This window comes from Paenibacillus sp. UNC499MF (assembly GCF_900107975.1).
Classification (GTDB): Bacteria; Bacillota; Bacilli; order Paenibacillales; family NBRC-103111; genus Paenibacillus_F.
In genome coordinates, this window is record NZ_FNVF01000003.1 from 360,342 (window position 1) to 385,723 (window position 25,382).

27 protein-coding genes and 1 other annotated feature are annotated in these 25,382 nt (G+C 53.9%); of the genes, 1 reads left to right on the plus strand and 26 read right to left on the minus strand.

The genetic code is table 11. The features are described from left to right. From C4S74_RS09730 to C4S74_RS09805, 17 genes are all read right to left on the minus strand, one after another. Positions 1 to 909, minus strand: coding sequence for a YIEGIA family protein (locus tag C4S74_RS09730; protein WP_103995129.1), 909 nt, complete (start codon positions 907 to 909; stop codon positions 1 to 3). Further along, positions 906 to 1,532 carry a hypothetical protein gene (locus tag C4S74_RS09735; RefSeq protein WP_103995130.1) on the minus strand — a complete coding sequence of 209 codons (627 nt, stop codon included), beginning with the start codon at positions 1,530 to 1,532 and terminating at the stop codon, positions 906 to 908. Before C4S74_RS09735 ends, C4S74_RS09730 begins: the two co-directional genes overlap by 4 nt. Positions 1,533 to 1,587: 55 nt before the next feature. Next, the gene (gene fni / locus C4S74_RS09740) at positions 1,588 to 2,643 is read right to left on the minus strand and encodes a type 2 isopentenyl-diphosphate Delta-isomerase (protein WP_103995131.1); all 1,056 of its coding nucleotides are present in this window, start codon (positions 2,641 to 2,643) and stop codon (positions 1,588 to 1,590) included. Between the two features lie 26 nt (positions 2,644 to 2,669). Further along, positions 2,670 to 3,926 (minus strand): 30S ribosomal protein S1, encoded by a 1,257-nt coding sequence (rpsA, locus tag C4S74_RS09745; protein WP_103995132.1) that lies wholly within the window; start codon positions 3,924 to 3,926, stop codon positions 2,670 to 2,672. A 107-nt stretch (positions 3,927 to 4,033) separates the two neighbouring features. Continuing rightward, positions 4,034 to 4,621: a 1-acyl-sn-glycerol-3-phosphate acyltransferase gene (locus C4S74_RS09750; RefSeq protein ID WP_103995133.1), complete on the minus strand. Its 588-nt coding sequence runs from the start codon at positions 4,619 to 4,621 to the stop codon at positions 4,034 to 4,036. Beyond that, positions 4,618 to 5,301: a (d)CMP kinase gene (gene cmk, locus C4S74_RS09755; RefSeq protein ID WP_103995134.1), complete on the minus strand. Its 684-nt coding sequence runs from the start codon at positions 5,299 to 5,301 to the stop codon at positions 4,618 to 4,620. The genes C4S74_RS09750 and cmk overlap by 4 nt, the downstream gene beginning before the upstream one ends. Positions 5,302 to 5,430: 129 nt before the next feature. Next, the gene (locus C4S74_RS09760) at positions 5,431 to 5,661 is read right to left on the minus strand and encodes a hypothetical protein (RefSeq protein ID WP_103995135.1); all 231 of its coding nucleotides are present in this window, start codon (positions 5,659 to 5,661) and stop codon (positions 5,431 to 5,433) included. A 68-nt stretch (positions 5,662 to 5,729) separates the two neighbouring features. Further along, complete coding sequence (locus C4S74_RS09765; protein WP_103995136.1) at positions 5,730 to 6,389, minus strand: flagellar brake protein; 660 nt, start codon at positions 6,387 to 6,389, stop codon at positions 5,730 to 5,732. Positions 6,390 to 6,520: 131 nt separating this feature from the next. Beyond that, complete coding sequence (ypeB, locus tag C4S74_RS09770) at positions 6,521 to 7,906, minus strand: germination protein YpeB (protein ID WP_103995137.1); 1,386 nt, start codon at positions 7,904 to 7,906, stop codon at positions 6,521 to 6,523. Between the two features lie 127 nt (positions 7,907 to 8,033). Next, a complete protein-coding gene (locus C4S74_RS26495; protein ID WP_181024371.1) occupies positions 8,034 to 8,189 on the minus strand; it encodes a hypothetical protein in 156 nt (51 codons plus the stop codon). A 65-nt stretch (positions 8,190 to 8,254) separates the two neighbouring features. Then, on the minus strand, positions 8,255 to 8,953 hold the full coding sequence (prsW, locus tag C4S74_RS09775) for a glutamic-type intramembrane protease PrsW (protein ID WP_103995138.1): 699 nt from the start codon (positions 8,951 to 8,953) through the stop codon (positions 8,255 to 8,257). Between the two features lie 42 nt (positions 8,954 to 8,995). After that, entirely contained in the window at positions 8,996 to 10,246 is a 1,251-nt protein-coding gene (locus C4S74_RS09780; RefSeq protein WP_103995139.1) for a Glu/Leu/Phe/Val dehydrogenase, read from the minus strand. A gap of 185 nt (positions 10,247 to 10,431) precedes the next feature. Beyond that, the gene (locus C4S74_RS09785) at positions 10,432 to 11,037 is read right to left on the minus strand and encodes a genetic competence negative regulator (protein WP_103995140.1); all 606 of its coding nucleotides are present in this window, start codon (positions 11,035 to 11,037) and stop codon (positions 10,432 to 10,434) included. 250 nt (positions 11,038 to 11,287) lie between these two features. Further along, on the minus strand, positions 11,288 to 11,644 hold the full coding sequence (locus C4S74_RS09790; RefSeq protein ID WP_103995141.1) for a hypothetical protein: 357 nt from the start codon (positions 11,642 to 11,644) through the stop codon (positions 11,288 to 11,290). A gap of 223 nt (positions 11,645 to 11,867) precedes the next feature. Continuing rightward, a complete protein-coding gene (locus C4S74_RS09795; protein WP_103995142.1) occupies positions 11,868 to 12,104 on the minus strand; it encodes a hypothetical protein in 237 nt (78 codons plus the stop codon). A 6-nt stretch (positions 12,105 to 12,110) separates the two neighbouring features. Further along, the gene (locus tag C4S74_RS09800; protein ID WP_103995143.1) at positions 12,111 to 12,722 is read right to left on the minus strand and encodes a CPBP family intramembrane glutamic endopeptidase; all 612 of its coding nucleotides are present in this window, start codon (positions 12,720 to 12,722) and stop codon (positions 12,111 to 12,113) included. Between the two features lie 260 nt (positions 12,723 to 12,982). Further along, a complete protein-coding gene (locus C4S74_RS09805; protein ID WP_103995144.1) occupies positions 12,983 to 13,309 on the minus strand; it encodes a rhodanese-like domain-containing protein in 327 nt (108 codons plus the stop codon). Positions 13,310 to 13,524: 215 nt separating this feature from the next. Further along, positions 13,525 to 13,761, plus strand: a binding site (T-box leader). A gap of 57 nt (positions 13,762 to 13,818) precedes the next feature. On the opposite strand from C4S74_RS09805, the gene serA reads away from it, so the two are divergent. Continuing rightward, positions 13,819 to 15,402, plus strand: coding sequence for a phosphoglycerate dehydrogenase (gene serA / locus C4S74_RS09810; RefSeq protein WP_103995145.1), 1,584 nt, complete (start codon positions 13,819 to 13,821; stop codon positions 15,400 to 15,402). A gap of 339 nt (positions 15,403 to 15,741) precedes the next feature. On the opposite strand, the gene C4S74_RS09815 is transcribed toward serA, so the two are convergent. From C4S74_RS09815 to C4S74_RS09855, 9 genes are all read right to left on the minus strand, one after another. Next, positions 15,742 to 17,598 (minus strand): ATP-binding protein, encoded by a 1,857-nt coding sequence (locus C4S74_RS09815; RefSeq protein ID WP_103995146.1) that lies wholly within the window; start codon positions 17,596 to 17,598, stop codon positions 15,742 to 15,744. 1 nt (position 17,599) lies between these two features. Continuing rightward, positions 17,600 to 18,313, minus strand: a complete 714-nt coding sequence (locus C4S74_RS09820) for a response regulator transcription factor (RefSeq protein WP_016423993.1) — start codon at positions 18,311 to 18,313, stop codon at positions 17,600 to 17,602. 54 nt (positions 18,314 to 18,367) lie between these two features. Continuing rightward, on the minus strand, positions 18,368 to 19,627 hold the full coding sequence (gene ccsB, locus C4S74_RS09825) for a c-type cytochrome biogenesis protein CcsB (RefSeq protein WP_103995147.1): 1,260 nt from the start codon (positions 19,625 to 19,627) through the stop codon (positions 18,368 to 18,370). Continuing rightward, the gene (locus tag C4S74_RS09830; RefSeq protein WP_103995148.1) at positions 19,624 to 21,291 is read right to left on the minus strand and encodes a cytochrome c biogenesis protein ResB; all 1,668 of its coding nucleotides are present in this window, start codon (positions 21,289 to 21,291) and stop codon (positions 19,624 to 19,626) included. The genes ccsB and C4S74_RS09830 overlap by 4 nt, the downstream gene beginning before the upstream one ends. A 37-nt stretch (positions 21,292 to 21,328) precedes the next feature. Continuing rightward, complete coding sequence (gene resA, locus C4S74_RS09835) at positions 21,329 to 21,868, minus strand: thiol-disulfide oxidoreductase ResA (protein ID WP_103995149.1); 540 nt, start codon at positions 21,866 to 21,868, stop codon at positions 21,329 to 21,331. 61 nt (positions 21,869 to 21,929) lie between these two features. Continuing rightward, complete coding sequence (locus C4S74_RS09840; protein WP_103995150.1) at positions 21,930 to 22,676, minus strand: pseudouridine synthase; 747 nt, start codon at positions 22,674 to 22,676, stop codon at positions 21,930 to 21,932. A 304-nt stretch (positions 22,677 to 22,980) separates the two neighbouring features. After that, positions 22,981 to 23,517 carry a spore maturation protein gene (locus tag C4S74_RS09845; RefSeq protein ID WP_103995151.1) on the minus strand — a complete coding sequence of 179 codons (537 nt, stop codon included), beginning with the start codon at positions 23,515 to 23,517 and terminating at the stop codon, positions 22,981 to 22,983. 7 nt (positions 23,518 to 23,524) lie between these two features. After that, positions 23,525 to 24,124, minus strand: coding sequence for a nucleoside recognition domain-containing protein (locus C4S74_RS09850; RefSeq protein ID WP_103995152.1), 600 nt, complete (start codon positions 24,122 to 24,124; stop codon positions 23,525 to 23,527). Between the two features lie 27 nt (positions 24,125 to 24,151). Next, complete coding sequence (locus tag C4S74_RS09855) at positions 24,152 to 25,327, minus strand: D-alanyl-D-alanine carboxypeptidase family protein (RefSeq protein WP_103995153.1); 1,176 nt, start codon at positions 25,325 to 25,327, stop codon at positions 24,152 to 24,154. Positions 25,328 to 25,382: the final 55 nt, after the last annotated feature.

Consider the following 25,382-nt stretch of genomic DNA (forward strand, 5'->3'; position numbering starts at 1 on the left):
TTACGCCTCCTTGTTGGGTCCGGCCGCAGACTCCGTCGGCATGCGAATGGCGCTTTCCAGTACCGGCACCCGTTTAAGCGCGGCCGCCGCTTTCTGTGCGTCCTTCACTTGAGGAAGGACGAAGATTCCGAGCGTCCCCGAATCCAGATGGAGCTTGGCCATCGGCATCAAGGCCGGCTCTCCGCTGTCCCTGTAAACTCCGAGGACGGTGGAAATATCGTGCAGGATAGCCTGGCGCTGGCCCAGATTAGCCAGGGTGACTCGGGCGTCGGGATTTTTCGGAACGGCCAGCAGTCCTACCCCCTGCCTTCCGATAAGCTCCCGGTCGCTCTCCAGCCCGACGTTCATGATGTAAATATCGCCTACATACAGATTAGGGCCGTCCAGCCGGACTTCGCTGATCCGGATATCCGCGATATGGGTCATATTTTTTCCCGTCTTGAAATAAATCGATACTCCGACGGCAGCCAGTCCGGCAGCCGCCCCCCAATACCAGGCAAAAACGAGCGTAAACAGCGATGCCATCATGGACGTGAAAATGACGAGGTAGTTCCGTCCTTCGAAAACCATGGCGATGCCTTCAATGTAGGAGACGCCCCGCGGCACAAGCTCCATCTGATCCACCTGCATCAGACTTTGGCGCTCCATATTCCGCACATCGCGGAACTGTTGAGCCGCAACGGTCAAGAACGTGACGGCCGTGTAATTTTTGTCGAGCAGCGCAGGTACCGCAACCGCACCGAGACCGGCCGCAATCACTCCCAGCGAAACATGAATGATTTTGCCGTGGGGATAAGTCGGATATTGACGATAATCCGTTCTTAACAAATACAGACGGGACGCGATGCCGAAAAACAATCCGACAAAAACAGCGACCGTTTCTTTTTGCGACAGCATATGCGCTATCATTTCCTCCAACCTCGCTTTCGCCGGATCCAATGACGGGCGGTCGTCCTGCATCCCGAATATACCCATTCCAGGAAGACGGTCAGAATCCGCGCCGTAAAAAAGGAGAGCCACCATTTATCCAGAAACGAGGGTGTACCGAGATGAACCGGCATCAAGCCGTGGTGCATATAGGCAAAAGAAAGGTCTCCCGCAATCATGGCCACCGTCAAAGACACGTACTGTTCGGCTGCTCCCCGGTGCATCCCCATTACCAGTACCGCAAGGACAAGGGCAATATCCCATTCGGGTTTCAGCACAATCATGACCGGGTCCACGCTGTACAGCTCCAGCATCAGCAGATGAACGGCACCGAGCAGCAGACCGGTCGCGAAAAGATGCCCGCCTTCCCAGAAGCTCTTCTTGCGGATAGCGATCAGAAGAGCCGTACAGACGGCTACGGGGACAGTCCCGTTGATAAGAGCGCCTCCAGCGGAAACGGTCATCAGGGCGGCAGGCAGCGCGAACATAAAAAAAAGAAGTATGTCGCGTCCGGATATACTTCTCATAAAAATTTCCCGCCATCCGCTGAGCAGAAATATGACAGAGATGGCGAGGAGTACGGAAGCAAGATAACCTGGATTCATAGTTTTGTCACCCTAGCTCGTTTCGTTACTCCTAGTATGACAAAACATCCCGTTTTTACTCCGCTTCCGTTCTGCAGGCATATTCAGTTAAATCGATCCGGCGAGCCCGGCACCATTCCGCGGTCGAGCCCGTGATTATCACGGGACGTGTCCACAGCTGTTCGATGCGCGTCGTTCCCAGAGCGGTCATCATCAGAACGATCCCGTGGTGCAGCTCGTCGATGTGATCGATCAAAGCTTGCGTGCCTTCGCTTTGCAGCACTTTAAGCAGGGCTCCGGCCATTCCGGCCGCCGAAGCGCCAAGGACCAGCACCTTGACGATATCTTCGCTGGTGCGGATGCCTCCCGTGGCCATAACTCTGCCACGTTCGTAGACTTGCAGCGCTTCGATCAAGGTCACGCTCGTCTTCATGCCCCAGTCGTTCAGCCATTCGAGGGGAACCTTTCTCCGCGCATTCTCGATCGCGGCAAAATTGGTCCCTCCGGAGCCGCCGACATCCAAAATTTGTACGCCCGCCGATTTGAGCAGCCTCGCGTTCTCAAGCGGAATGCCGAACCCGACTTCTTTGACGATTACGGGCACTCCCGTGCCTGCCACAATGCGGCTTACGCGCTCCAGCATACCGTGGAAGCTGCGGTCGCCTTCGGGCATGATAAGCTCCTGCATCACGTTCAAATGGATCTGAAGCGCGTCCGCGCGAAGCATGTCTACGGCGCGAGCCGCCTGCTCCAACGTCGCTTCGCTGCCCAAATTCGCAAAGACGAGCCCGCCTGGATTCACCTGCCGGACAATCCGATAGCTCGACTCCTGCAAAGGGTCCCGCAAAGCGGACATTTGGGAGCCGACCGCCATGGCGAGTCCCCGTTCCCGGGCCGCCACTGCAAGCTCACGGTTTATATCTTCGGTTTCACGTGCTCCTCCGGTCATCGCATTTACGACAATCGGCGAACTCAAATTGAGTTCGCCGATTGTCGTAAAGAGAGCGACAGACTCGGTGGAAGCGTCTGGCAGGCAGTTAGGCAACAGCTTGACATCCGTCAACCCCTGGTTGCCGGACTGCCCAGTCTGGAGCGCAAACTGCACGTGATCCATTTTGCGCGATGAGCGCATTCCGCTTCCTCCTGTTCAAGTCGTCATTATTTTTTAAATTTGGAAAGCTTGTCGCCGAAACGCTCGCCGAGCGTCATGGACAGACCTTGATTGCTTAGGGAAACATTCTCGTTGCCAGCCAGTTCCTTCTGGTGGTTGGAGGATCTTTCCGGTCTGGAAGAATAGTTGGAAGGTGCGGAAGATGCGGTTTGAGCCGGAGCTTCTTCCGTTTCCTTGATGCTGAGGCTCACGCGCTTCTCAGCCGCGTTCACGTCAAGGACTTTCACCTTAACTTCCTGGCCTTCTTTCAGAACTTCCTGCGGAGTCGCGATGTGACGGTGAGCGATCTGGGAAATATGAACCAGACCTTCAACGCCCGGTGCGATTTCAACAAACGCGCCGAATCCGGCAAGACGTTTAACCGTACCGGTAATGATTTCGCCGGTCGTGAAAGTTTTCTCCGCCTTTTCCCAAGGACCTTCTTGAGTGGCTTTCAGGCTCAGGCTCACTTTGTCTTTCTCCGGATCCACTTTCAGAACCTGTACGCTTACTTTGTCGCCTTCTTTAACGATTTCGGAAGGGTGCTCAACATGGTGCCAAGCCATTTCGGAAATGTGCACCAGGCCGTCGATACCGCCGATATCCACGAACGCGCCGAATTGAGTCAGGCGTTGTACGGTACCTTCGTATACTTTGCCCACTTCGATTTTGCTGATAATGTCTTTCTTCTGTGCTTCATATTCTTCATCCAGAACGTCCTTCTGGGAAAGAATCACTTTGTTCTTCTCGCGGTCGATTTCTTTCACTCTCAGGCGCAGAGTACGGCCTTTATAGTCGGAGAAATCCTCAACAAAGCTGCGCTCTACCATAGATGCCGGTACGAAGCCGCGCACGCCTACGTCAACAACGAGGCCGCCTTTAACCACTTCAGCCACGACAGCTTCGATGATGACTTTCTCGTCCAGTTTTTGCTGCAGGGTTTCCCATGCTTTTTCACTGTCAACAGAGCGCTTGGAAAGAACCAGCTTTTCTTTGTTGTCGTCAATCGTTACGATTTTAAGCTCAATCTCCTGGCCCTCTTGAACCGCTTGATCCGCGTTCTCGATTTGGACGGAGGACAGCTCGCGAAGCGGAATCGTGCCGTCGTACTTGTAACCGATATCTACGATTGCCTGATCCTGCTCGACTTTAATGATTTTGCCTTTAACGACGTCGCCTTTCTTAACGGCTGCGACTTGGCTCATCGCTTCTTGAGCTTCTTGGCTTTCGTTCGTTTGATTTTCGTTTTTGATTTCTTCTGACATGGGATACCCTCCTCGAAAATAAACACACCGACGGTTAATTTTGTATAGGCATCTGCACGGCGCGGATTGCGCGGCAGGATTTCCTTACAACCGGGTTCGTTTTTTAGTTAAGCGACTTCTTTCCGGTGTTCCCGGATCAAAGTCTGAATTTCTTGCATGATGTACTCGGTCACCTGCTCGAGATCGGCCGATCCGGCTTCGCTGAATGGAGTCAAATCAAGCGGTTTCCCGTAAATGACCGTCATTCTGCCGAATACCTTGTAATCGCCGATGATGGCGGTCGGCACAACGGCCGCGCCGGATTTCAGGGCAAACATCGCTGCGCCCTTCTTTCCCACACCGGGATTTTTGCGGCTTCCTTCCGGAAAGATGCCAAGCACGTTTCCATCCCGAAGCAAGTTCAGCGTTCCCTTGATCGTTTCTTTGCTGACGCCTCCCCGTTTAACCGGAAAAGCGCCAATTTTACTAATTATTAGACCTAAAACCGGAATTTGAAACAGCTCCGCCTTCGCCATAAAATGAACTTTGCGTTTGAGGCGGATGCCGACAAGCGGAGGATCAAAGTTGCTGATATGATTGGAACAGAGCAGTACGCCGCCGTGCTCGGGGATGTTCTCCTTGCCGATCACGCGAATCCGGAACAGCAGGGAATACACCACATTGCAGACTCCCCGCGCGAAATGGTAAAAGCTCATGCTCTTTCACCGCCTGTCCTCAACCGGCACATCTCCAGGATGCTCTCCACCACTTCGGGAATGGTCAGATCTGTACTGTCCAGCATTACAGCGTCGGCCGCTTGTACAAGGGGAGATACTTCCCTGCCTTCATCCAGCATATCGCGGCGGGCAATGTCCTTTTCCATCTCTTCAAGAGTGGTCGCCATTGCCGTGCCCTGAACTTCTTGAAACCTTCGTTCGGCGCGCTTGCGCACGCTCGCGGTAAGGAAAATCTTCACTTCCGCATCGGGAAGCACGTGAGTGCCGATATCCCGGCCGTCCATCACGATGCCTTTGGAAGCGGCCATCCGCTTCTGCTTGTCTACCAGAAGCTTCCTCACTTCCGCGATGGCGGCGATTTGTGAAACCTGGTCCGTAACGAGCTTGGTACGGATATCGGAAGATACATCCCGGCCGTCTACAAATACAAGCTGTCCTTCCGGTCCCGGCACGAGTTCGATCTCCATGCCGGCGGCCGTATCTGCGACGGCCTTCGTGTCCAGAGGGTTAATCCCGTCCTGCAGCACCTTCCAGGTGACCGCCCGATACATCGCTCCCGTGTCCACATAGACAAAACCAAGCTCGCCGGCGACCTTGCGGGCTATGGTGCTTTTGCCTGCACCGGCTGGCCCATCTATCGCGATATTAAATTTAGTCAAAACAAAGGCTCCTCCTAACAAAACCTTACGAACAAAAAAGCAGGCGCAGCCTGCTAACGCTGTAAATTATACCATAGCCGGAAGACAGATGCAAAAGTGTGCGGCCCTCCTGAATTTTCCGGAAAGTCGTTATTCCTCCGACTGCCTGACGTAAGGCACGCCTTCCAGAGGTTCGACCCGCGTGATTTCTTTACGCACACCCGGAAATTGAAGAAGCAGCTGGCTAATCAGCAAACCGGCCAACAGTACGTATAAACATCGTACGAGCACCTTCTCGACCCGCTCGGAAAATTCAATGAACAGACGTTCGTAACGTTCATAAGTTAATGGGCGTTGCTGCCCGGACCTCCGGATATTCACTTGCATCCTCCCGTAAACGAGCCTTGTTTGGAATGCAGTGTTTCCCGAACGGACCGAATTTATGTAAGCTACTTCTTGCGGAAATCGAATTGTTTCTCAAAGCAGTACTGAATCAGCTTCTGACGGTCGCGGTCCGTAATTTCGCTGAACTGCAGCATGACGATTTTGCGTCCCGTCTCCAGCGTTTTCACCCGGACGACCTCCGCTTTGAACGGCAGATGTTCCAGCGTCCCATTCTTGTAAGTTACAAGAAGCCAGCAGTTTACCTGGGTGACATGGTCCTGAAATTCACTGCCTTGGCAGGTGAAGGAAACCCCGCCTCCGCCGACGTCCTCCGTCAAGGCCACGATAGGAACCGTATCGCCAGCCTGTACGGAAATTTCCAGCTCGGCCGGAATCCGCAGAAAGCTTCTGCGCTGGACTTTCGTAATCGAGGCCGGATCGGGCATGGCCAGGGCGACCAGACGGATCCCGTCTTCCTTGAAGCCGATGACCGAGGTCTGGAAATAATTTTTCACGCCTCCGTCCGTCACGAAAAAGGCGCTTACCTCGTCCCCCGTGTAAAGGCGTTTCAACCGGCCCGTCCGTTCGTTCATCGGAGTTTCGATCCATATACGGTCCGGCAGCACGTCCGAAATTCTCGCTTTGTATTCTTGTTTCGCTTCTTCTTCGTCAATCGTATTGACGTGAAGATGCAGAAGCTGGTTAATTTTCATAAGCTGAGCCACGGTAACCTCATCCTTTTTTCGGCTAAATCCTGCATGTTTCTACTTGATTATAGCACGCCTCCACCATTTAGGAAGACACAAAAAAGCGGCACAGAGTTTCCCCTGAAGCCGCTTGTTTCGAAAGGATTCCGTCAAGTGCCCTGCGTAACGGGCTGCTGCTTGGCCTGCTCGGCGTCTTCCCTGCGGATCGTTTCCACTTTTTCTTCCGTACCGTCTTCTCCGTTGACATAAATCCGGTACGTCTGACCGTTCAGACTGCCGATAAATTCGTGGCAGAGCACTTCCTGATTGAGATCGTTGACGATAAGCGCCTTCGTATGACGGGCCACTTTCAACTGAGGGCTCAGGTGGCTTCTCGCCTCTTCTTTCGAAAGCTTCGGCTCCTGGTCGATATTTTTGTGATTGCGGTTGGCAAACACAAAATCGGTCGCCTGAAGCCCAAGAATCTGACCGTCATCCAGAGCGACGTTAACGACAAGCTTCTCGGGATAAATGACGGTGTCCTTCTCTTGTCTGGCGAACGTCATATTGCAGATGTTCTGGTGACGGTCGAAACTGACCGCGGTCATATTTTTATAACCGTGCCGCTCCAGAAACTGTGCCGCCGCTTCGCGCGATTGCTCGACCTGAAGGTTGGATGCCTTCACTTCACGGGGATTCATGAAGTAAATCAGTTGACCGCCTTTTTTCGTAAAATCCATCGAGATATCGCTGCCGTTATTTCCCGGCAGTGAGCATGTAAACGACTCATACTCGACGCCTCCGCTGCCGTTCTTGACCACATTAAAAATAGCCGGGTTGTTTACTCCGAGGAAAGCGGCCGCTCTCTTACGGACTTCCTGTTCGTCAATCTCGGGACCATCCAGCATTTGAGCCGTATATTTGGACTGGGTAGACAGAGTGAAAGGGCCTTCCTTCAGATCGTTGTATGCCCCGACTTTTTTGTCCACCGTCTTGAAGCCGTCAATAATGGTGTTGTCGTTCGGCTCCTTATTGGCACTGAGCGCCAGGTCCACATCCATCCAGCGCAGGTTATTGGCGATAACCTTCTCCTGGACTCCGCGCAAGTCCCCCGTAATTTCCTTGGAATGCTCATACAGGGTGCTCAGTGTTTTTAATTCGCCGTCCGTCAGAGGCTTTTTGGCCAAATCCCTCGTCGAGGTCTGGTAGCTGAACTTCGCCACGTTGGACAGGAATTCTTCCGTTTTGTTAAAAGGTAGCAGCCCAAGCGGCAGCTGGTTCACTTCGTTCTGCGCCTGGCTCGTCAGCCTCCAGACATTCACCAGACCTTTGCGGTAGGTGTCATTGGACGTGGAATTAATCGCCAGCGTGTTGCCCAGCTCCGTATGTAGCTTTTCGACATGATAGGACAAATCGTGAAAAGCGCGCTGATACTGGTTTTCCGCCTTAATGGAGACTTCATTTTTCTGCCTTTGCTGGGAATACCCCCAAACCCCCGTACCGACCAATGCCGCAGCGCACACCGGAAATAAAACCATACTCATTTTTCTGTACATGCTTGTAAACTCCTTTCTTAGGCTTATTGCCGTTATTGTCTGCCTTCGAAAGGAAGTTTATACAGCAAAAAAAGCCTGCACGTCACATGCAGACTTTCTTGCTTTTCTTCCTGTCACTGGAGTTCGATCAGTCTTCCGTTTCAACCTCTAAATCGTGCTCGTTATCACAAATGCAGCGTTTGAAGCCGGTCTCGATTTTGCCTTTGTCCCGGCGCCCTTTCAGGATAAATCGTTCTCCGCACTGTTTGCAGCGGATCGTAACTTTCACCCGGTTCACGGTCATGTGTTCACCTTCCGCGCCATCGCTTGCGCAACAAATAAGTGTTCTCACAACCAGTATGGTCACCTTCAGCCGATTTTAAACTCCTCTTCCCCGCGGATGATGCGGAGCGGAGAGCGGTCGTTGGCCCGGTCAACCTTCCAGAGTGTACGGATCCAGAGAAGCGTCATAAACGGCAGCATAAACCAGATCCAGTTATTGGCCGCCACCAGCAAAATGTAGTCGAACGCCCCGTGCCATAAGATAGGCAGGAACAAAGAAGCGAGCAAATATTTGCGCTCATGGGTGCGCATAAATTTGGCTTTCCCGAGATAGTATCCCATCATGACGCCGAAAAGCGCGTGTCCCGAAACGGGAAGCAGAGCGCGCATAAGCAGCGAGGACATGCTGATGCCGTTCGCGAACGCGTAGAGAATGTTCTCCAGCGTAGCGAATCCCAGGCTGACGGCCACGGCATAAACGATTCCGTCGTAGGGCTCATCAAACGAATCGTGGCGGTAAATCAAATGGTACACCACGAACCATTTCAGAAATTCTTCCAGGCCGCCGGAGATGAAGAAAGCGAAAGTAAAACGGTTATCCCCGCCAATTTCCTGCATAAACGAATTCTGAAGCACCATGGCCGGAATAACGAGTAAAACCCCGCATAAAAACAGCTTGCCGACCAGATGAATCGGCTCCGTTTCGTAACGGTCCTTCAAATAAAAATAAGCAAGAAGGGAGATTCCGGGAGCGACTGCCGCCATTAGAACGGAAAACATGTTCATCCCATTTCCCCCTTTCTGATCCGGTGAACGATTCCGTTCTTCTTATACCCAGCCACGGAAACGGGCGGCTTCCGCCATTTTGCGAACGCCGGTCATATAGGCCGCCAGACGCATATCGATTCCGCGTGTTTTATGAATAGTATAGACATTTTCGAAGCCTTTTTCCATCACTTCTTGAAGTTTGGAATGAACTTCTTCTTCCGTCCAGTAATAACCTTGGTTATTTTGTACCCACTCGAAGTAGGAAACAACCACGCCGCCTGCGCTTGCCAGTACGTCCGGTACGAGCAGCACGCCGCGCTCCGTCAAAATTTTGGTCGCTTCGAGCGTAGTCGGTCCGTTCGCCGCTTCGACCACGATGCCCGCTTTGATGCGATGGGCGTTCTCTTGGGTGATCTGGTTCTCGATCGCGGCCGGAACGAGAATGTCGCAGTCCTGCTCCAAAATTTCCGTGCTTGGCATTACATTCGGGAACAAGTTCGTCACCGTTCCGAAGGAATCGCGGCGGTCGAGCAAATATTCGATATCAAGGCCGTCCGGATTGTACAAAGCCCCGTTCACATCGGCAATTCCGACCACTTTGGCCCCGGCTTCGTGCATAAACTTGGACAGGTAACTTCCCGCGTTGCCGAAACCCTGCACGATGACACGTGCGCCTTGAAGCGGAATACCGCGCTTCTCCAGCGCTTTGTTGATCATGATCGTGACGCCTTTGGCCGTCGCCGTCTCACGGCCGTGGGAACCTCCCAGCACAATCGGCTTGCCTGTGATGAATCCCGGAGAATCGAACTCGCGGATGCGGCTGTACTCGTCCAGCATCCAGGCCATGATCTGGGAGTTCGTCATCACGTCGGGAGCCGGAATGTCCTTGTTCGGACCTACGAGCTGACTGATCGCCCTGACGTAACCGCGGCTGAGCACTTCCAGTTCGCGGAACGACATGCTGCGCGGATCGCAGATGATACCGCCCTTGCCGCCGCCGTAAGGCAGATCCACGATGCCGCATTTAAGGCTCATCCAGATGGAGAGTGCCTTCACTTCGTCTTCGGTCACGCCCGGATGAAAGCGGACGCCGCCTTTCGTAGGACCCACCGCATCGTTATGCTGGGCGCGGTAGCCCGTGAACACCTTGACCTTGCCGTCGTCCATACGGATCGGTATACGAACCGTCAGCACGCGGAGCGGCTCCTTGAGAAGCTCGTACATCTCGTCGGAATATCCAAGTTTCTTCAAGGCTTCTTCAATAATCGTTTGAGTCGATTCCAGCACGTTTAAGTTTTCGATGTTAGCCATGTTGACCACCTCGTATATGTATTATGACGCAATGAAAATAAAGCATCCTGCAAAAACAGTTGTTTTTGGAGAATGCTTTATGAAGCAGGTGCCGCCTATATCTTGTCCGGCATGCAGCCACCCGGAGCCGTGCACATTCGGGCAAGGTCGGGATTGGTCCGCGCCGGTAGTTGGAGTGTAAGGCATCATGCGAAATGCCGGCATAATTCCTGGACCGCATTAGCTTCAATAACAGCTTTTCCATACTCTTCGAGCACGGCCTTCGTCACGTTGGTCGCATCTCCGTACTCGGATAGGACGGCGATGAGCGTCTGAAGCTTGCCTTCCGGCAGATCAGTCGGTTCGAGCTGAAGGATCCATTTGTTTTTATACGTATAAAGCGCTCCACCATCCGTTAGCATCGGATTGACGACTTTTGAAGCACGCAGCAAATCTTCGAAATCGCGGAAGGCGTATGAAATGATGTCGCTGTGTTCCAGCGTTACTTCCATTTCGTACACTTCTTCGTCATCATGGTCATCCAGCAAATCCGCTTGCAAGGACAAGTCCATGCTGCCCCTGGTCACTATGACGACCATTCCCTGGGCAGGGAGCGCAAAAACTTCTACAGCTAAAGGTCCTGCAGGTTCGAAACCCAATTCGGAATAGGCCTGATCCATCATGTCGCTGAAAAGATCGTGAACTTTGGGGATTTCCCTCCACATGTCATCTTTCTGGATGCCCCGTTCCGTCAAATCATCGAATGTAAGGAAAATCCGTATTTTATCCGGGCTTAAACGTTCGATTTTCATGACAGGATCCTCCTTTCCATGACACCTCTGTTTGAATGGTTATAAACAAAATATGCCGGTTTGAAAACCATGGTGTGTGTGCTTGCGGAAACAAGCACGCTTATGGGTGCCACCTAGTATTAGTATACCATGTTAGAGCCAAAATGTTAGCTATGCGGCAAAAATTTAAAGGCACCTTCTCTGCGGAATGCAGAAGAGGTGCCTTTCGGTCGCATGAGCTCCAGACGGAGCAGCCAGCGCGGCTTTACACTCAGTGAGTCGCCGAGGAAGAAGTCGCGTTTTTCACCAGAATCTCATCTACGGCCGCTTTAACCTGCGAATCTTTGGCGATCAGGTTTTCCAGCGATTCCTTGCCGTCGGAAGAATGGGACGCGCCGGATGCGCGTGAAGAGCCGGAATTGTGATCCGCTTGGTGTTTGGACCCTTCCTTGCCGCCTTTTCCCGACACAAAATTTTTCGTCTGTCCGATCACATCGTTTAAGGAGCTGCCGATTCCGCTGCTTTCCGAGCTGAACATGGCGGACCTCATGCCTCTTATCCGCTTGCCGGCATACAAAGCCAGCGCGGCGCCCGCGACGCTTCCGATAAGGAAAGTGCCTATTCTCATCCCGTATCCCTCCAAGTTGTTAAAATGTATGAGTCTTGATTAGGGTGTGTCCGATCGGCGGGGGCCATGCGTCCCTAAAGTGGGAATAGGAGGGATTGGGTCCTTATCATTTCAGCCGTCAAGGGGACAAAAAAACCTGACGAACCCCGTGACGAACGGCTTTATGCACCGCGCGTCTTTGGGATTGTCAGGAAGCGGCCGGGTTGCGGCCGGACTCCGTCTCTCAAGTTCCGGATGTATAACGGATTCCCCACCAGCCCAGGCCCATGACGAGAAGAATGAACAAAAAGAGAAGCAGACGGTAAAACCAGCGCGTAACTTTGGCCCTTTCGGACGGATGTACCGAGCTTCTCGGCGGCAGGTAGTGGCTTTCTTCTTCATTTTCATTTTCATTGAATAAATCGTTTTCCGCGAGTATCGGCTGTTCGTACTCAATCCCCTGTGTCTTGTTGCCTTCCATGCCGGATTACTCCTCCTTGCCGTAACGTAAGATGCAGCCCGAAATAAAATCAATCATAAAATGGGCGAAAATAGCGGTCCACAAAGACCCGGTATGGATAAAAATCCAGCCGATCCCGTAGGAAATGCAAAAAACAAGCCCCGTCATCAGCCAATGCTGAAGATAACGGATATGGATGGCCGCAAAAACAATGCTCGTCCAGTAGGGGCCCATATAATGCTGAAGGCCCGCGCGGAACAGCAGTTCTTCGCATATCGACACCAGCAGGCAGATAACCGCGATATGCCACAGCGGACGCCTGCCGAAGATGCGCTTGTTCACTCCCCCGTCATCCATGACTTCCTCGGGGACATATTTGGTTACGATCAGGTCCGCGGCCAGCACCGCCAGTGCGATACCGCCTCCCCAGAAGACGATCGACCAGCCGGGAGCCAAGCTGAAAAGACTCCGCCAGTCCGCCCCTTGAACGAGAAGCATAATAACGCCGATCACCAGCAGTATCGCCTGGGTTCCATATAAGTTAATAAGCAGCATCCGGTCATTGAGATCATCAATCCGGACGTCCGTCTTAATGCGGATATTTTTCAGCTCTTTCCATTTCCAGTTCCATTTTCTCATCATGGTCCTCTCCAGGGAATTTCCCCTATTCAAGCCGTTTATTTGTCCGTGATTCCGATTCTCCATACCATCATCTTTATACTATTAACATACCATGAATCTCACATAGAGGAAATCTTGTCCTCTTAATAGAACGGATAAGTGCGGCAAAAGTTCCACGGGGGATCATAAAAAAAGCGCCCATCCGCAGCGGATGTCGCTTGACATTCACCAGGGTTAGGCACTTCGTTTCCTCAAAGGCATGACTCGTCTGGCCTCTCTTAATCGTAGGCAAAACCGCGCAGCATCGCCAAAGCCGCCATGCCGCCCCGGACATTCACCAGCTTGTCCGGATCGAAGCCGTTTCTTTCCAGGTACCCGCACACCATTTCGCTGCGCACACCGTGCGCGCATACGACATACAGGTCGGCGTCACCCTCCAGCTCGTCCAATCTCTCGGGTATGGTATTCATGGGGATAAGCTCCGGCTCCTCCAAATGGTAATAGTCCCATTCGTACGGCTCGCGGACATCGACGATTCGGATCTCTTTGAGCATTTCCGATTTGTCCAGGAGTTCAAGAAATTTTTCGGGCGCGATATGTTTCATGCAGGCTTCTCCTTTTTTTACATGCGCTTACATGTGGAAAATTTTCAGTTTAACAGAAGAATAGCGAATATTAACTCCGATTACAAGGGTAATAGTACGGATTTATCAGCCTATTTGGCGTTTCGTTTGTTAAAACGGCGTGAATATTCGGGTAACCCTATTGACACGTTGCCGGGGCCATGTTACATTAAGTGAAACTTAACGACATATACCACGTTAAAGCGTTGACGGAGACCCGTATGGTTGGACAGCCTTTCAGAGAGCCGATGGTTGGTGCAAATCGGCAGGACGCCTTCATACCAAGCACTCCGGAGCATTGAACCGAAGCGAAAGCCGCAGGTTCGATCGGCAGAACCCGTTATCGTTCAGGTCCCGACACGGACCGATAAGGCCTTGCGTGAGAACGCCGGGTGAAGTAGGGTGGCACCGCGAAGATAACTTTCGTCCCTTCATACGGGTTACGTATGAGGTTCGGGAGTTTTTTTATTTTCCAAGAGGAGGCTATATACATGTTTAAAGTACTTGTATCGGATCCGATCAGCGATATGGGGATCCAAATGCTCTACGACGCAAGCGATGTTGAGGTGGACAAAAAACCGGGATTAAGCGAAGACGAGCTTGTTGCAATCATCGGCGAATACGACGCCCTTCTCGTCCGCAGCCAGACCAAGGTTACCCCGCGCATCATGGCGGCCGCTCCCAAACTGAAAGTAATCGGCCGCGCGGGTGTCGGCGTCGATAACATCGACCTTGAAGCGGCGACTAAGAACGGCATCGTTGTCATCAACGCGCCGGACGGCAACACAATCGCTACCTGCGAGCATACTTTCGCGATGATGATGTCGGTAGCCCGCTCCATTCCGCAAGCTTACAAAAAGACCGTCAGCGGTGAATGGGACCGCAAATCGTTCGTGGGCGTCGAGCTCCGCAACAAAACGCTGGGCATTATCGGAATGGGCCGTATCGGAAGCGAAGTCGCCAAACGCGCCAAAGTCTTCGGAATGAAAGTGATCGGCTACGATCCGTTCCTGACGGAAGACAGAGCGGAGAAAATCGGCGTTAAGCTCGGCACGGTCAACGATATCGCGGCCGCGGCCGATTTCATTACCGTCCATACGCCGCTGACGAATGAAACGCGCCATATCGTAGGCCCGGCTCAATTCGCCATCATGAAAAAAGGCGTCCGGATCATCAACTGCGCACGTGGCGGAATCATCGACGAGAACGCCCTCGTGGCCGCGATTGAAAACGGCACCGTAGTCGGAGCCGCATTCGACGTATTCGAACAGGAGCCGCCTCAAGCGAGCCATCCGTTCCTGAACAACCCGAGCATCATTGTCACGCCGCACCTGGGCGCATCGACCATTGAAGCTCAGGAAAACGTGGCGATCGACGTCTCGGAAGAGCTTCTGCATATTTTGCGCAACGAACCTTTCAAAAATGCCGTGAACATGCCGCCGGTACCGGCTACCGTGATGAGTAAACTGCAGCCTTACTTCAATCTCGGAGAAAAGCTCGGTCTTATCGCCGGTCAGCTGACCGAAGGACCTGTCAATGAAATCGTCGTCAGCTACTCCGGCGATCTTGCCGATGTCGACACGAATCCGTTGACCCGTTATATCGTCAAAGGCGTTTTCACCCAGCATCTCGAAGGCATCAATCTCGTGAACGCCATGCATATGGCGAAATCCCGCGATATCAACGTCACGACACAGCAGTCGTCCACGACGGGAACGTTCACCAATCTCGTGACGATTACCGTAAAATCGAAGCAGGGCGACCGCACGCTGGCTGGTACGCTGCTGGCCGGTTACGGCGAGCGCATCGTGCGCATCGATCAATACCCGGTCGACTTTGCACCGGAAGGCTCGCTTCTTCTCATCTCCCACAACGACAAACCCGGCATCATCGGCCGCGTAGGTACGCTGCTGGGCAGCAATGACGTGAACATCGCGACCATGCAGGTAGGCCGTACGGTAGTCGGCGGATCGGCGATCATGGTTCTGACCATCGATAAGACCGCTCCGAAAGAAGTTATTGCCGAGCTGGAGAAACAGCCGGAAATCGTCAACGTTCGCCAACTGGGCATCTAAGCACTTTTCGGCCGATTTAATCTGATCCGGCGCTTGCAACGTACGTCACGGCGCCGGTTCCTTCCTTATCCGGCCTGCGGAATGTTTCACGAACAACAAGATTTAAATCGTTTTTTCAACAAAAAAGGCGGAAAGCAGCTGAATGACTCAGCAGGCTTTCCGCCTTTTGCGCGTAAATCTTGCAGAGCACGGGCCGAAGCCGCGCGGAGCTGCCCCGAGCTTGTACGGTCCGTTCGCTCAGCTCCCGATGCCGGCTCTCCCTGTCCCCCTTCTTCGGTTGACCACCGTCATGTGACGTAAAGGGGAACTGAACTGGCCCCGCGTGCCCTAACGCGCTTTTCACGGCAGGAGAATCGTAAACGTCGTCCCCTGCCCGAGCTTGCTGCGCATCGTGATCGTTCCCTGATGGGCGTCCACGATATTCTTGACGATGGCCAGTCCAAGGCCCGTGCCGCCGGTCGCTCCCCGTGTTCGTGCCTTGTCCGCTTTATAGAAGCGCTCGAACACATAAGGGACATCCTCGGCCGGAATTCCCTGGCCTTCGTCCGTCACTTCCAGCTTGCAGCCGGGAGAAGACTTGTACGTGTAAGGCTCCGCCTTAATCGTAATCGTCTTCCCGCCCGGCGTATGCCGGAAGGCGTTGTCGAGCAGGTTCGTCAGCACCTGCTCCAGCCGGTCCTCATCCGCCGTACAATACAGCTCCCCCTGCGGGAGCTCGATATTAAGGCGAATGTCCTTCTCTCTCGCCAGGACCGTAAACTTGCGGTGCATCCGTTTCACGAGCCCGCCGATATCGGTCCTGTTGAAATTCATCTCGAGATGTCCCGCTTCCATGCGGGCCAGATCGAGGAGATCCCGGACGAGGCGCCCCATGCGCAAGGCCTCGTCATAGATCACCTGAGCGAGCTCCTTGCGCTCCTCGGGAGATCCGGCGATGTCGTCCAGCAGCGCCTCGCTGTAGCCCTGCACCATCGACAAAGGCGTGCGCAGCTCGTGCGAGACGTTCGCGACGAAGTCTTTGCGCAGCTTGTCGAGCCTGAACTCCTCCGTCACGTCGCGGAGCACGGCGACGGCGCCGCGCACCCCGTCGCGCGAATGAAGCGGCGTCATGGCGACGGACCAGACCTCGTTCTCGACGTGAAGCTTGTCGGTCTGCTCCCGCGCCTCCGTCACCACCTGGTGGAACATCGGCTGAAGCGGAGCGGGAATATGCCGGTCCAGCGGCAGAGGAAGCGCAGCCGGAACGCCGCCGTTGACGGGCGGCCCGTCCGGGTTCCAGGAGAGCTCTTCCCACTCTTGGATGATTTTATCCCCCTGCGGGTTCGTCACGATGACTTTGCCGCCGGCATCGAACGTCATGACCGCATCGGTCATGCTCCGTAGAACGCTGGAGAGGTTCTCTTTTTCATGCCGCAGGGCTTTCACGTTCTCCTGGAGCTCTTCTCCCATCACGTTGAACGATTTGGCGAGTTCCCCGATCTCATCGGAAGAAAGAATCGGAACCTTCGTGCCGTATTCCCCCCGGGAGATTCTGCCTGCCGCGTCTTTGAGCTGAAGCAGAGGCCGGGTGATTCTGTAGAACAGGAAGAACGCGAATACGGTCGTCATCAGGAAGCCGATAATCGAAACGATCACGAACAGGCGGAATACGTCCCACTGGGTCGCTTCCAGTGACTTCAGGGATTGATACAGGACGATGGCGCCCTGCGTAGCTTTGGCTCCTCCGTCCGGCGTGTGATAAAGCGGCACGGCCACGGCGATATAATCGTTGCGCTGGTTGATTTTCCCCTGCTTGTTATAGGGGATGCGTTTCTCCAGCATCTGGCCGTTCAAGACCGAATTCAGCTCCGCTTCCGAGAAAAAGTCGGCCGCTTTGAACCGGAGAAGCTCCTGGTTTTTGCCCTCGACCGACGGATTCAGTTCTTTCAGACTTTTATCCAGCGCAATCATGCGCGCATCCTGAAGTTCCAGAAGCTGGTTCGCCATCTTGTAAAACTCTTCGTCCTGGAGATGAAGGGCGGCGCCGTTCGAATAATCGCCCGCAAGCTGCTTCAGATTATGAACCTGATCCTCGGACTGGGAAAAATATTGTTCCAGCGACTGCACGAGAAACACGCCGAGCGTGATCAGAATAACCGCTACAAGACCGATAATCGTCAGCCAGAGCTTGCCGACTACGCTTCGCAGGCTGAACACGTTACTTCGGTACCTCCAGCTTGTAGCCTACGCCCCAGACCGTCGTAATCATCGCAGCCGCTTCCGGCGATACTTTGTTGAGCTTCTCGCGCAGTCTTTTCACATGAGTATCGACCGTGCGCAAATCCCCGAAAAATTCGTAATTCCAGACATCCTTAAGCAGTTCTTCCCGGGAAAACACCTTGTCCGGCGATACGGCCAAATAGTGGAGCAGCTCGTACTCTTTGGGGGTAAGAGCGACTTCCTGGCCTCCTGCCGTTACGCGGTGAGCGTCGTGCTCGATGACCAGGTGCGGAAAGACGATGTTGTTGCTCGAATTCGCATCCTTGGACAAGAAAGCCGTTGCGGACGAACGCCGCAGAATCGCCTTCACCCGGTAGATCACCTCGCGCGGGCTGAACGGTTTGACGACATAGTCGTCGGCCCCGACCTCGAATCCGTGGACGCGGTTGGTTTCTTCGCCCTTCGCGGTAAGCATGATGACCGGTGTGGACTTCACTTGGCGCAGACGCGCGCATACTTCCGTTCCATCAATTCCCGGCAGCATCAGGTCGAGCAGAATCAGATCGAAGTCGCGTTCGGTCGCCAGGGTCAGGGCCGTTTCGCCGTCTTCGGCTTCTTCGATGCCGTAACCCTCTTTCTCCAGGTACATCCGAAGCAGACGTCTGATCCGTTCTTCATCGTCTACAACCAGAATATTCAATCTCTGTTCCATGACGTTCACAATCCCTTCCGTCCGTAAACGATTGTAGTGAATGATTTGCTAAAATTATACACCCGAATAGGAGTGCAGGCCAGCGATGACCAAGTTTACCCCGACCAGCGTAAACATAACCACGATAAAGCCGATTACGGCCAGCCATGCGGAACGTTTGCCCTGCCAGCCGCGGGAAAGGCGGAGATGCAGGAATACCGCGTAGAAGAGCCAGACGATCAATGCCCATACTTCCTTCGGATCCCAGCCCCAGAAGCGGCCCCAAGCTTTATGAGCCCAGATCATCGCGAAGATGAGGGCGCCGAGCGTGAAAATCGGATAGCCGATGGCGATGGAGCGGTACCCGATCTCGTCAAGGTCTTCCGGGTCCATGCCTTTCATAATGGGCGAAATCGCCTGGCCGATCGGCTTGCGCAGGATCAGTCTGAGCAGGACATACAGGAGGACCCCGATCAGAACCGTCCAGATGACCGTGTTGAGCTTCCGGCCGGCATTTTCTCCGCTCATCCAGGAAGGCGCCGTGAACAGCGGCTTGTCCATCCCGAGGAAGGAATCCATCGATTCAAGCGTGGTCTGGTAAGGAGCCACGATAGGCGGAAGCACGTAAGTGACGGTCTGGCTCACTTTTTGCTGGGTGCCGTCCTCTTTGGCAAGGATTTGTTCTTTCACGAATTTGGCTTCATAGCCGGCCGCATTAAACGTAAATACGGAAGCGATGAATGCGATAAGCATGAAAATAATGAGCAGGGTGAATTCCACCCCTCTCTGCTCTTTCCGGTCGGCGGCCGTTTTGCCTTGAAAATTCACCGTCCGGATCAAGTACATTAACCCGGCGGCAAAACCGACAGCGAAGAATGCCTCGCCTGCGGCCGCGGTCGTAACGTGGATTTTAAGCCAGTAGCTCTGCAGCGCCGGAATCAGCGGCTGGACTTCGTTCGGGAAAACGGCCGCGTAGGCAATGATGAGCACGACGACCGGCAGAGCAAATACCCCGAGAACCGGGGTACGATAGATGGCATAGACGATAATAAAGGCGATCATGATCATCATACCGAGCATCGTCATAAATTCGAACATGTTGCTGGTCGGAATATGTCCGCCTCCGTACCAGCGGGTGAAGAAATACAGCAGTTGGGACACAAGGCCCAAAACGGACAGGCCGTAAGCGGCTCTGCCCCATTTGCGTGCGTGAACTTCGGGATCCCGGTTGCTCCATGTCTTGCCTGCGATTGAAAGTACAAACACCAGAAAAGCCACACAGTAGATAACAAATGAAACCAGCAGCGCGTTCCCGCTGAAACTTAACCAATTCATGTAGCTTTCCCTCCTTTTTCAAGCGTTTTCTGATCCACCGTGATGCCTGTTTTATTCAATGCCGCGGCCACTTCCTTGCGGACGCCGAACCAGTTCTTGTTCGTATGCGCGCCCAGTACGAGCCTGCCGTCGTCGATTCTGAGCCATACCCGGCGGTGCTGCCAGTAGAAGCCCATGATGAGCCCGATCATTCCGATCGCGGCCCCGATCCAGATGTAAGGAAGCGCACGGTCCGTACGGATATTCAGGAAAGAGGTATAGCTGGAGAACGTTACGTTCTCCATCGATCCGACAGATAAGTCGAATTTGGCGCCTATTGATCCGTTAATTTCGTCCTGGCGGAACTCCTGCTTGTCTATCTGTCTCGGGAAATAGATGTAAGGCTCACCGCCCGGAGAAAGCCCTGGTCCCGTAATCTGAAAAATAAATGCAGGCGCTTTCGCTTCATTCGACTTCGTAATAGGCTCCCCTTTGTCGTCCAGGCCGAATTCCGGGAAGTATCCCTTTAACGCGAGCTTGTAAGGCCCTGCCTGATACGAATCCTGAGGATCCTTCATCGGAAGCTCGAAGCTTCCGTAAGATTCGCCCGTCTGTTTGTTCGTCAGCGTCGGCTTGACCGAAATCAGCAGCGGATCTTCTTTGTAATCGTATTGAAAAGCGAGAAGCCCTTTGTAATCGAGCGGTTCGTTCACGATAATTTTCTGCCGGTGCACTTCTTCAAGCTCCGGTTTTTTGCCGGGAATGTCACAGTCCGCTTTACAGGTGTAAATCACGGCTTCCGTTTCGTAAATTTTCGCGACGTTCCGTTCTCTTTTTCTAAACTCTTCGGTCATTTCTTCCGGCTTGTAAAAGTCGATGGTGAACTTCTCGTTCTTGATATAGAGCGACGTATCGGGAATTTTCTTGATCTCCCCTTCTCGCAGCCCCATATACTCATCCATCTGCCAGCCCGGGAAACTGCGCATCAGTACGGCCAGCAGAAAAATAATAAGGCCGATATGAAGCACGTAAGGCCCCCAGCGGCTGAACCGGTACTTCTCGGCAAGAAGAGCGGCTCCGTCCGTATGGACGCGATAGTGTTTTTTGCGGAGCTGGCGGGCCATCTGTTCCGTCCATTCTTCTTCGGAGACACCTTCCGGAATATGCCCGTCGTAAGCGACCTTCTGGCGGAGCAGGAAGCTGTGGTGCTTCTGAATCTTCTGCTTGGAAAGAGCCCTGTACAGCGGAAGAACGCGGTCCAGGCTGCAGATGACGAGCGAGGCGCCGATCATCAGAATAAGGAGCTTAAACCACCACGATTCGTACGTGTGGGATAAGCCCAGCAAATAATACACGTGGCCCAGTGTTCCGTATGTATCCTTATAGTAAGTGGAAGGGTCTACCTGAATAAAATTGCTTTCCTGCGGATAAATGGTGCCAAGCGAAGAACCGATCAAGGTCAGGACGATAATCGTCACGGCCACCTTCACCGATGAAAAGAAATTCCAAATCCGGTCCAGCCAGGACGGATTTTCCCGCTGGGACCGCCGGGCGACCCCATCATATTTCATTTCAAGCGGTTCGGTCGAAAACGCTTCTTCGGTCAGCGGCTTGCCGCACGATTCGCAGAGCAGAGTCCCTACATGGTTCTGGTGCCCGCAATCGCACTTCGTGTTCTGAAACACGCCGCATTCCCCCTCTATGCTGTTTAAATTGAAACTTTTACTGGCCGCCTACGGCCGTGAGCTTTTTCAGCGTATCCGCGATAAATGCCTCGTCCATCTCGCCTTTATGAATTTTCATGACCGTTCCGTCGGGTTTGATAAAAAATGTCGTCGGATATTCCACGACCCCGAACTGTTTCCGCACCTTCTCCTCGTTATCGAGCAGGATGGGCAGGCTCAGATTGTACTGGTCCACGAAGTTTTGAACCGTTACCCGGCTGTTGTCCAGGTTGACTTCAAGGAACTCCACGTTCTTGTCTTTCCAAATGTCGTACTGCTTCTGCAGGGCGGGCATTTCCTTCTTGCAGGGAGGACAGAAGGTTCCCCAGAAATTAATCAGGACGCCTTTGCCTTTGTAATCTGAGAGCTTGTAGGACTTGTTATCGAGTCCGGCAAGCGTAAAGTCCGGCGCTTTCGAGCCCTCGACCGGATATTTTTTATCGTCGGCGGATGTTAGGTTATTGACGATCGTAAATACACCGATGATAAGAACAAGGCCTAAAATGATAATCTGAACCCATTTTTTGTTCTTTTTCATAGCGAGCACCCTCAAAAATTTGACATAACTATACTCATTATAACGAAAAAAAAGGCCAAGCTTAGCGGCCTTTTTGAATTTTATGTGACTGCAAGGCCGCATCGCGCAGGCTGTTAATTTCGTCATTGCGCAGGACTCTGTACTTTGCTCTCGGAAGACCCGCCAGCAGTAAAGGTCCGTATTGTACCCGTCTTAATTTGACCACCGGAAAAGATACGGCGTCGAACATTCTTCTCACTTGACGGTTCCGGCCCTCGTAAATCGTAATGGAAATTACGCTCTCGTTCTGTTCCGGACGCACATCGACGTATTCGACCTCGGCGGGAGCGGTCATGCCGTCCTCCAGCTCGATGCCGGCTCTCAGACGGTCGAGTACGGAACCGTGCACGACACCCTTGACAGTCGCATGGTACGTCTTGGCCACATGATGCCTCGGATGCATCATCAGGTTGGCGAATTCTCCGTCGTTCGTCAGAATGAGAAGCCCTTCCGTATCGTAATCAAGCCGTCCGACCGGATACACGCGCTCCTTGATCCCCGGCAGGTAATCGGTTACGACTTTGCGGCCTTTAGGGTCCGCAGCGCTCGTAATAACGCCTTTCGGCTTGTTCAGCATCACGTACACTTTCGTCTGCTGCTTAATGGCCCGTCCGTCTACGGTTATGACATCCTCTGCGGGATTCACTTTCACGCCAAGCTGCGTGACGACTTCTTCGTTCACGCTCACACGGCCGGCCAGGATCAGCTCCTCGCTTTTCCTGCGGGATGCTACGCCCGCCTCGGCCAGCACTTTCTGCAATCTCTCCATCCTCAACGTTCACCTCAAAGCTAATGATAACCATCCTTGCGTGAAATCACAAGTTCTCTGCCGGCGAATCCGCAAATGTTTTTCAGGGAATACCGGGCAAAAGCCTCCCCTCCCATCTTGCATGGACGGGCGGTGACGGATAAAACGTCATAAGCAGGTGCGTATACCGGACGGCCTAATTTTGAAAGGTTCTTCTGCTAATCGTTCCCTTAAGGAGCGGAAAATAATCATATTTTGCCAAAATGAAGGCCGGACGGGCGGGTTTTCTCTGAAAAACAAAGAAACCGCCCTGTCCGGGCGGCCATCAGGTTGCGAACACGAGCAGGCAGATGACGATGGAAGCGACGAATCCGACCACATCGGAAATAAGGCCGACTTTGAGCGCATATCCGGCTTTCCGGATGCCGATCGCCCCGAAGTATACCGTTATGACATACAGCGTCGTATCCGTGCTTCCCTGGACCGTCGAAGCGATCCGGCCGACCAGCGAATCCGGGCCGAACTGGGCGATCAGGTCGGTCGTGAAGGCAAGGGAGCCCGCGCCCGTTATCGGGCGCAGGATCGCCAGCGGGAGCACCTCGGACGGGACACCGAGAGCCTGGAACAGCGGCTTCAGCCAGCCCAGGGTCAGTTCCAGCGCCCCCGATGCCCGGAACACGCTGATCGCAACCATCATGCCGACGAGATGGGGGATGATTTTTACCGCCGTGTCGAAGCCGTCCTTGGCGCCGTCGGTGAACGATTCGTACACGGGCACTTTCCGGTAGGCGGCATACAGCGGGATGAAAACGATAAGGACCGGGATGGCCCACGCCGAGAGCACGTTCACCCAATCGTACATCGGCGGCTCATCCTTTCACTACAGGGTTCGCCGGGAGCTTGCGCCTGTACCAGCGGTCGACGATGATCGCGGCGGCGGTCGACACGACCGTGGCCAGCAAAGTCGTGCCGACGATTTCCGACGGATTTATGGAGTTATAATTCATCCGGATGGCAATCAAAGTCGTCGGAATGAGCGTGATGCTGGCCGTATTCAGCGCCAGGAGCGTGCACATGGCGGGGCTGGCCGTATCCTTATGGGGATTGAGCTTCTGCAGCTCCTGCATCGCCTTAATTCCCATCGGAGTAGCGGCATTGCCGAGCCCCAGGATGTTCGCGCTCATGTTGGACATGATGTATCCCAGCGCGGGATGGTCCTTCGGGATGCTGGGAAACAGGAAGCGGACGACGGGACGAAGCAGAACGGCCAGCTTGGACAGCAGGCCGGCGTCCTCGGCGATTCTCATCATGCCGAGCCAGAAGACCAGCACGCTGATGAGACCGAAGCAGACCGTCACGCCGCTTTTGGCGCCGTCGAAGGCAGCCTGCGTTACGGCTTCGACGTTGCCCTGGACTGCGGCAACCCCAAAGCCGGTTACGATGAAGAACAACCAGATCCAATTCACCATCGTTCTTTCCTCCTTTCCTGTACTTGCCTACATGCCGGGTGACAGCACCGCCCGGACAGCTTTGCGCAAGGTTACACTCCACGCGTTCCAGACACCGGTGTCCGTTTCGGTCGCCTGAAAACCGAATGCCGCCTTGTCTGCCGCTTTCAGGCGCGGGCTTGATGGGTCCACCAGCGGCACGGTGCCGAGCAGGCGGTCGTCTAGCTTCAGCCGGAGACTGCCTTTCTCGCCAAGCCGCGCATCCAGAGACTCCGGCGGGTACGACTCCGGTTCGGAGGTGACGCGGTCTTTTTCCGCAGAGAGCAGCGGGTACGAGAACCCTCTCTCCGCCACATAAGGCGTCCCTTCTACCGCCTGTCCCTTGTTCAGCAGAGGAACAAGCGGATAATGCTCAAACCCCCACTGCAGCAGACGGGTATGATCCGCCCAGTCGTCGCCGTCGTTTAAGGTCACCACGACGAGCTGCTGTCCGTTCCGTGTGGCCGAAGACACCAGACACCGTTTGGCCAGCTTCGTGTAGCCCGTTTTAACCCCGTCGGCCCCGTCGAAAAGGCCCAGCATTTTGTTTTTGTTAAACCAGGTGTACTCCCACGATTCGTTCGGGTTCGGAACTTTGATCATTTTCGTCTGGACAATTTCCTGGAACGTCGGGTTTTTCAGGCTGTAAGCCGCCAGTTTCGCCAAATCGTTGGCGCTGGAATAATGATCGGCACTCTCGTCCAGCCCCGACGGGTTCGTAAAATTCGAATGGTCGAGCCCGATCTGTTCGGCTTTCCGGTTCATCATCATGGCAAACCCTTCCACGCTGCCGCCTACATGCTCGGCTATGGCCGTCGCCGCATCGTTTCCGGAACGGAGCATCAGCCCGTAGAGCATGTGCTTCAGGCTCATTTCCTGCCCCGCCTTCAGGTACAGGGACGAGCCTTCTTTTCCCGCCGCGCGGGTGCTCACTTTGACAATGTCCGTAAGCTTGCTCTCCTCGACGGCCACGATCGCCGTCATGATTTTAGTCAGGCTCGCTATTCTCATCGGCCTGTCTCCCCGCTTCGAGTATAGTACTCTGCCCGATTTCACGTCGACGAGGGTCGCGGCCTCCGCATTCGTTCCTATCGCCGGGGGTTCCGCCGCCAAGGCCGCTGTGCCAAACACGTTCAGCATGCACAAAAACGCCAGCATACCGGATATCCACATCCGTTTGCTCATATGCCCTTCCTCCCATTGCCCCTCGCATCCGGGTCAAGACTTGTCTTCCCTACAG